The sequence below is a fragment of the Parashewanella hymeniacidonis genome, from assembly GCF_016900895.1.
Lineage (GTDB): Bacteria > Pseudomonadota > Gammaproteobacteria > Enterobacterales > Shewanellaceae > Parashewanella > Parashewanella hymeniacidonis.
The window spans coordinates 24,750-32,725 of the sequence record NZ_JAFEUN010000052.1 but is presented as its reverse complement, the minus strand read 5'-3'; the positions used below and the strand labels follow the sequence as shown (position 1 = coordinate 32,725).

4 protein-coding genes are annotated in these 7,976 nt (G+C 37.7%); 3 read left to right on the top strand and 1 reads right to left on the bottom strand.

Going from position 1 to position 7,976, the window contains the following annotated elements; genetic code table 11:
* Positions 1-134: 134 nt before the first annotated feature.
* Positions 135-914, bottom strand: coding sequence for a helix-turn-helix domain-containing protein (locus JQC92_RS11785; protein WP_204999838.1), 780 nt, complete (start codon positions 912-914; stop codon positions 135-137).
* Between the two features lie 291 nt (positions 915-1,205).
* Here JQC92_RS11785 and JQC92_RS11780 point away from each other — a divergent pair, with 291 nt between their 5' ends.
* The 3 genes from JQC92_RS11780 (at position 1,206) to JQC92_RS11770 (ending at position 7,964) form a co-directional block, all read left to right on the top strand.
* Positions 1,206-2,849: a sodium:solute symporter family transporter gene (locus tag JQC92_RS11780; RefSeq protein WP_204999837.1), complete on the top strand. Its 1,644-nt coding sequence runs from the start codon at positions 1,206-1,208 to the stop codon at positions 2,847-2,849.
* 13 nt (positions 2,850-2,862) lie between these two features.
* Positions 2,863-5,142 (top strand): FAD-dependent oxidoreductase, encoded by a 2,280-nt coding sequence (locus JQC92_RS11775; RefSeq protein WP_204999836.1) that lies wholly within the window; start codon positions 2,863-2,865, stop codon positions 5,140-5,142.
* A gap of 191 nt (positions 5,143-5,333) precedes the next feature.
* Entirely contained in the window at positions 5,334-7,964 is a 2,631-nt protein-coding gene (locus tag JQC92_RS11770) for a TonB-dependent receptor (RefSeq protein WP_204999835.1), read from the top strand.
* The last annotated feature ends 12 nt before the right edge of the window (positions 7,965-7,976 follow it).

The window sequence follows — 7,976 nt, the reverse complement described above, 5'->3', positions numbered from 1 at the left end:
ATAGCAGGCTGGGAAACGATTTGGGAAGGTTGGGATACCCTTCAATCTTATGTCGTTGGATATAGGATGGCGAAAGAAATGCTAGCTGACGGAGAAATGCTCTGAGATCTGATCAAGAGACAGTCATTAAGCTGTTATTCGATAGCCGATACGATCTCATTTGCTTTTTGATGTAAGATTTCAACGAGCTCATCAGTCGAGTCTTCTGGTATCCATCCAGATAACGCAATTGAGCTGTATACTGGAGTTCCAACGTTCACTGCAATAGTGTAAGTTTTACTGTTTTTGAGCTTTTTATTGGTCGTTTCCACTCGTGTAAATTTATTTCGTCTGATTTCTTCGATTTTATCCATTAATGACGCAAAACAGTCATCAAAACCCTCAATTGTTTTTCCTTTATACAGGTGAACAATTTCATCATCAGATAACTGGGAAAGTAACGATAGTCCAACACCACTTAACGTCGCAGGATAATAACTCATTCGCCCTATCGCATCCATTGAATCCATCCCTGGGAGTGCGTGATATAGATAAGTTACTTTATTTTGCCAAAGAACGCCCATTGCAACGATAAGCCCGAAATCTTTTAATGACTCGAGTGGTTTAATGGCATTTTGAATAAATCCTGCGCCATACAAACTTTGTGCAGCAAGTACATGCATGCCTGGGCCAGATGTATATTTTCTGTCGCTGGTTTGTCTGACTAAACCGAGATAGGCGAGCGTCCGTAGCATGCGGTTTACTTTAGTAATATCCAATTCAAGTAACCGAGAAAGTTCACGACCTGCAATGGGTTCATTACTCGACGCCACACCTTGTAAAACTTCGATACCATGTATCAAGCTTTGATTAAGCTGACTACCAAAGCGGCTCAGTTTCTCATTATTGATGATTGATGGTGTTGTTTGCGTCAAAATTTTGTAGCCTTAAATACAATTAAAGAAATTAATAATATCACTACAATGCCTAGACGAGTCAATATTTTCAATAAAATATATCCATATAAGTCTGTTTTAATAGCATTTAATGTTTTTAATTGCGTAAAAACACATACAATAAATTTAAACGTATAAATATTAAATATCTATAATAGACACATAAACACGTATATGTAATACTCGACGTAAAAATATGCCTATCAATAACTATCAGATACAGATAATTAGGCTACTACCTCAACCCTATACTTAAAATAAGAGGTCTAAGTGAATAATTTCGACTACTTAATTGCTGCGATATTCGTGGTGTTCGTTATTTCGTTAGGAATGGCACTTTCGCGAAACGGCAAAAATATGAAAGACTTTTTCGCTGGTGGTGGAAATGTACCATGGTGGATAAGTGGTCTCTCTCTCTTTATGAGTTTCTTTTCAGTGGGAACGTTTGTTGTTTGGGGTGCTATCGCCTACTCTGAAGGTTTTGTATCAATTACGATTCAAGCAACAATGGCATTATCAGGTGCTTTCGTTGCTTTTTTAATTGGCCCTGCATGGAATAAAACCGGTTGCCTTACTGTTGCTGAATATTTACAAAAACGCCTCAATGTAAAAGCTCAAAAAATCTATTCTTTTATTTTTATCCTTGTCAGCTTATTTACCACAGGCGCTTTTCTCTATCCTGTAGGAAAAATTATTGAAATCTCTACTGGGCTTCCGTTAGAAACTGCGATTTTGATACTTGGATTATTAATTATCGCTTACACAGCTGTTGGCGGTCTGTGGGCCGTGTTAGTTACAGATGTTTTGCAATTCGTAGTGTTAACAGCAGCAGTCTTACTCGTTATCCCTCTGTCATTCGAATACATTGGTGGTGTTAGTCAATTTTTTGATAAACTTCCTCAAGGTTTTACCGAGTTACATAACGAAAGATACGATTTACTCTTTCTTTTTGGTTTCTTCATATATAACACTGTATTCATAGGTGGTAACTGGGCATACGTTCAACGTTATACCAGTGTTCGCTCGCCCTCTTCGGCTAAAAAAGTCGGCTTAACCTTCTTCTCATTATATTTAATTGCTCCAATCATTTGGATGATACCTCCTATGATTTATAGAATCGTAAATCCTGATGTGGCTGGTACTAACCCGGAAGATGCCTACTTATTAATGAGTAAGGAAGTATTACCTAATGGTTTACTTGGACTCATATTAGGTGCAATGGTATTTGCTACCGCAAGCTCTGTTAATACCACAATTAATATTGTTGCAGGTGTTCTAACTAATGATATTTTTAAGAGTTTTAGGCCAAATACCTCTCAAAAGAGTCTGGTAAAAATCGCTCGAATTTCAACGGTTTTGTTCGGTCTTGTATCAATTGTTGTCGCACTTTCAATTAAGAGTTTTGGCGGAATTGTTGAAACGGTTTTGAGTGTTGCAGCATTAACCGGCGTTCCGATCTACTTACCTCCTATTTGGTCATTATTTTCTAAACGCCAAAATGCATTTTCAATCTTGTTCACCACCTTTGCGAGTCTGGGAATCAATATCTTCCTCAAGTTTGTGGCACCTTCACTCATTGACTTCTCACTCAGTCGAGGAGAAGAAATGATCATTGGAGTATTGATACCTATCTTGTTGTTAATTTTATTTGAGTTCATTTTGAAGAAAGAGAACAAATTGGTTGTAAAAAAGGATGCTGAAGAAGCACTAATAGAGACCCAATCAACTTACGGTAAGAAAGTTATTTTTGTCGGCGTGTTAGGAATTGGCCTATTACTTATAGGATTAGGTCTGTTAGGCGAGAAAGCGACGGGTTTAACAATAGGTACTGGCGGTTTTATAGTACTCATTGCCATTTCAGGATTCCTGAAACTGATTAGTGAAGATAAAAAATTAAAAACAAAACAAGTTTAGTAGGAAAATAGAAATGTTAAGAGTCGAACATGAACCGCTCGTTCGCAGCAATAATCACGTCCAACTACAAAATGATGTAGTCATTATTGGTGGTGGCATGGCCGGTGTATGTGCTGCAATCAGTGCTGCGCGTCACGGGAAAAAAATAACCCTAATTCAAGACCGCCCTGTATTAGGCGGAAATGCATCCAGCGAAGTTCGAGTTTGGATTCTGGGGGCAACAAGTCATTTGGGAAATAATAACCGTTGGTCTCGTGAAGGCGGGATCATCGATGAGCTTTTGATTGAAAACTTATTTCGTAACCGTGAAGGTAATGCTCATATTTTCGATTCAATTTTACTTGATAAAGTATTAGCCGAAAAAAACATTACACTGCTTTTAAATACTGCGGTATACGACATTGAAAAATCCTCCTCTTCAACAATCTCAGCGGTAAAAGCTTTCTGCTCACAAAACAGCACGGATTATACAATTGAAGGGAGAATATTCACAGATGCATCGGGTGACGGTCTCGTTGCATTCAAAGCTGGCGCACCATTTGTGATTGGCGAAGAAGCACAATGTGAATTTGGTGAAAAACTTGCTTCTGTAGAGTCAAAAACAGATTTATTGGGTCACACTCTTTTCTTTTATAGTAAAGATGCGGGTAAACCCGTTGAATATACGTTACCTGATTTCGCCAAAAACACACAAATCTCTCAGGAACGATTAAATCGAGTTAAAAAAGGTGAAGATGGTGTAAAACTGTGGTGGATTGAACATGGCGGTTTAAAAGATACCATTCATGAAACAGAAGAAATTAAATACGATTTATGGTCGATAGTTTATACCATCTGGGATCACATTAAAAACAGCGGTAAATTTAAGGACGTTGAAAACCTAACACTTGAATGGGTTGGTACTATTCCGGGTAAACGTGAGAGTAGGCGCTTTTTAGGTCATTACATGATGACCCAACAAGATATAGTTGATCAAAATCAATTCGAAGATGCGATATCATTCGGTGGCTGGTCCATAGATCATCATCCGAGTGCTGGTGTATTTACTGATGCAGCGCCTTGTCGTCAATTCCACTCCAAAGGTATATTCCAGATCCCGTTACGCTGTTTCATTCCACAAAAAATGGACAACCTTTTACTTGCAGGCCGAATCATCAGTGCAACTCATATTGCCTATGGTTCAACTCGAGTAATGGCAACAACAGCACATGGTGGTCAAGCTATGGGTGCAGCTGCATCATATTGCATTGATAACAACTTATCGATAAATGACTTATTAGATCAGCAACATTATTCAGCCATACAACAAATGTTATTAAAAGATGGTCACTTTCTTCCTCACCTGCCTCATGAGGAATGCAATAACCTTCTCTCATCAGCTGAAATTCTATCGTCTTCTCAGTTAAAGTTAAAACAATTGAATTTTGATAACGATTATCAACTCCTCAATACCTCAGCAGCCCAAATTTTACCACTCGAAGCAAATACGAAATATCAATTTTCTGTACCTATAAATGTTATTTCATCAACAAAACTTCAAGTAGAGCTGAGAGTGAGTGATAAACATTTTAACTTCACCCCAAATAAAACAATCGAAATACAATCCTTTGAGTTGTCTCTAGGTAAGCAGGTTTTAGAGGTACAATTTGAAAACACGATAGATTCAAGTCAATATGGATTTATATGTTTCATGCAAAATGACAAAGTTAAAATCGGTTACAGTAAAGAGCGCATTACAGGCATTGTGACTGCTTTCAATGGTACCAATGAGGCTGTTTCAAATAATGGTCGTCAAGAAGTTGATCAAAACATAGGTATAGATAGTTTTGAGTTCTGGTGTCCCGCTCGTCGACCTGAAGGTCAGAATTTTGCATTTACCATTTCTCCCGCTTTAGAGATAAGTAAACAGCTGAATATCTATAATGGATACAATCGGCCATTTTTAGGTACTAATGCTTGGATTGCGTCGCAATGTGATGACACACCAACACTGGAAGTTAAATGGCCAGAAGAACAAGAGATTACCGAGATCATTCTTCATTTTGATAATGATTTTGATCACCCTCTTGAATCTACATTAATGACCCATCCTGAGAAGAAAATGCCTTTTTGTATTGAAAAATACAAAATTTTTGATGATAAAAACAATCTCTTAAAAACAGTTACAAATAACTATCAAACAGTGAATAAATTGATGTTTACGACCAAGATAAGGACTGCATCACTAAGATTTGAATTAGAAAACCCTTCAGGGACAGTACCTGCAGCACTTTTCGAATTAATTATTAAATAATGTTTTAAGAGCTCCAATTTGGAGCTCTTTTTATTTGTAACGTCCCTCTGTCATTAAGTTGTAAAGAATAAGTAAATTACCCGTTGACTAATATCTATATTAGATATAACTTAGGTTTGTTTGGCAGTAATAATAATTAACCCTACAAAAGGAAACTTGCATGCAGACCGAAAGGAATGCAGGAGAATAATATGGCAAACGGACATCTTCCAAAAATAAATAAGCTTACTCGTACCCTTCTTAAATTAGGTCTTGTTTCTGTTGTATCGGTAACAACACTTGCTCCAGCTCTTGCAGCTGAAGAAAATAAAAAAGAAGAGAGTGTTGAATCTATCCAGGTAACTGGTATTCGCTCACAGCTTACAAAAGCTGTTGCAACTAAAAAAGAAAGTAATCAATTTGTTGATGCCATTTCTGCTGATGAGTTAGGTAAGCTACCTGACGCTAACGTAGCAGAATCACTTCAACGTGTTTCAGGCGTTCAGCTTGAACGTGGTATTGGTGAAGGCAGCACGATATCAATTCGTGGTTTAACACAAAATGTTATTTTAATTAATGGCAGACAAGTAGTAACAGCCGGTGGGCGGGGCGATAAAGGCCCTGATACACTAGAGTCATCAAGTTATAGTCTTCTATCATTAATTCCATCGAGTTTAGTTTCAACGCTCGAAGTTTCAAAACTTTCAAGTGCCAGTGAAATCGAAGGAGCACTGGGCGGCGTCGTCAACATTCAGACTCGCAAGCCACTCGATAATTCAGGTCAGAAGTTTATCAGCAGTTTAACAGGTGCTCATGGTGAGTTATCTGGTGATACTGGTTATGAGTGGTCTGGTTATTACTCTAATACTTTCGCCGATGATACATTAGGCTTCCAAGTTGCCGCATCAACTTCAAGTCGTGAATTCCAAGAAGATGGTTTAAATACATTTTCTGGCTATCAATTTGATAATGTAGACACAACTAATGATGACAAAGAAACATTAGTTAACCGTGATATGCGTTTTTGGCAAATAAATGATGACCGTAAAAAAGTCGGTTTAAACGCCATGCTGCAGTGGGCACCAAACGAAGACACTGAGTTTTATGTTGATTCGTTCTATTCTAAAGTAGATTCCGATCGTGAAAGATATTGGACTGGTTTCTGGAACTGTTGTGGTTATGAAAACGCAACGATTTCTCCAAATGGCGTCCTTACAAAAGCCACGGTTAACCGACCAGTACAAACGAATACTGAATTTGCTGATGCTTACTCGGAGTTTTTAAGCACAGCAATTGGTGGTAAATGGTTTATTGATGATTGGACAGTATCAGCTGAGTTTTCAACTACCTCTTCAGAATCTCGCTCTATTCAAGATTTCGTCCGCTTTCAAACCGCTGAAAAAGTTAAAGTAACTTATGACCTAACTGCAGGCAATGACGTTCCTTACCTGGACTTCGGCACTGCAAATTTAAATAATATTAACGAGCTAAATTTAACAATATTATTTGATAATACGGTAGAAAAAGAAACCACGGATTCGGCGTTTAGATTTGATGTTCGTCGTGAGTTAGATGGTGATTTTCTGAGAGCAGTTGAATTTGGTGCTCGCACTAATTCTACTGAAACAGATAACCGCTCAATCAACCGAGATATTCGTCCAGCTTTTGCGTTAAATTCACTTCCAACAATAAGCTCAACCTATAGCAATGGTAGCTTTTTCTCAGGTGATGGTCCAAGCTTCAATAATCAATACCTAGTAGCAGACAAGTCTGTTTGGACTGGTTGTGAAACCTTAATGTCAGCATACAATGCAGATCAAAAAGCAGAATGTATGCAAGGCTTCGATCCTAGTCGCTCTTCATATATTCAAGAAGACATTACTGCACTATACGTTCAAGCTGACTATGAAACAGAAATCGGTGAAAAGTATCTTTCAGGTAATTTCGGTGTTCGTTATGTGAAACGTGATGTTCAATCAGATGGTTTTATCTTCAACGAAGTAACTGATACGTTGACTCCAATTACTACAAAGGATTCAAACTCTGAAATTTTACCTTCTGCAGTAGCTAAGTTAGAGTGGAATGATGAATTAGTATACCGTTTTGGTTACGCTAGAGTATTGAGTTTCCCGAATACTGGTGATTTATCAAACGGCATATTATTGCGTAATAACAACACGGCTACTGGTGGTAACGCTAATCTAAATCCATTTTTAATTAATCAAATTGACCTCTCTGCAGAGTGGTATTTTGACGAATCATCTATTCTATCAGCAGGTTTCTTCTATAAAGACGTTGAGTCATTTATCGTTGACACTAATAAACCCGTTGATATCGGTGGTGAATCGTACAGTTTGGCTCAAAAAATCAATGGTGATGGCGGTAAAATTAAAGGTGTCGAACTTTTATACCAACAACCGTTTACGTTCTTACCTAGCTTCTTAGAAGACACGGGGGTTATGGCGACCTATTCATATATTAATAGTACTACGCCATTTGAAGATAACAACGGTAACGACTTACCAATTCCAGGATTATCAGAAAATAATATTAACTTAGTGCTTTACTATGAAGTTGATGATTTCGGAATGCGTTTAGCTTACAACTGGCGTGATGAATATCTTGCAGGTTTAGCGGATCAAAACTCTGGTGTTTATTTCAAAGGTTATTCTGACTTAGCAGCTACAGCCAATTGGAAGATATCAGATAATATGAGCATGAATTTTGAAGCAATAAACTTACTTGATACTCGCCAAAAGCAATACAACAGTTTCTCAGAAGCAATACAACGTAATGTTGAATTCGGAAGAAGCTATAAGGTTACGTTCTCTTTGAACTTTTAAGCCTGTAATAAG

Coding starts and splice junctions, on each gene's coding strand:
- JQC92_RS11775 (WP_204999836.1), top strand. CDS start 2,863: ATGTTAAGAGTCGAACATGAACCGCTCGTTCGCAGCAATAATCACGTC.
- JQC92_RS11770 (WP_204999835.1), top strand. CDS start 5,334: ATGGCAAACGGACATCTTCCAAAAATAAATAAGCTTACTCGTACCCTT.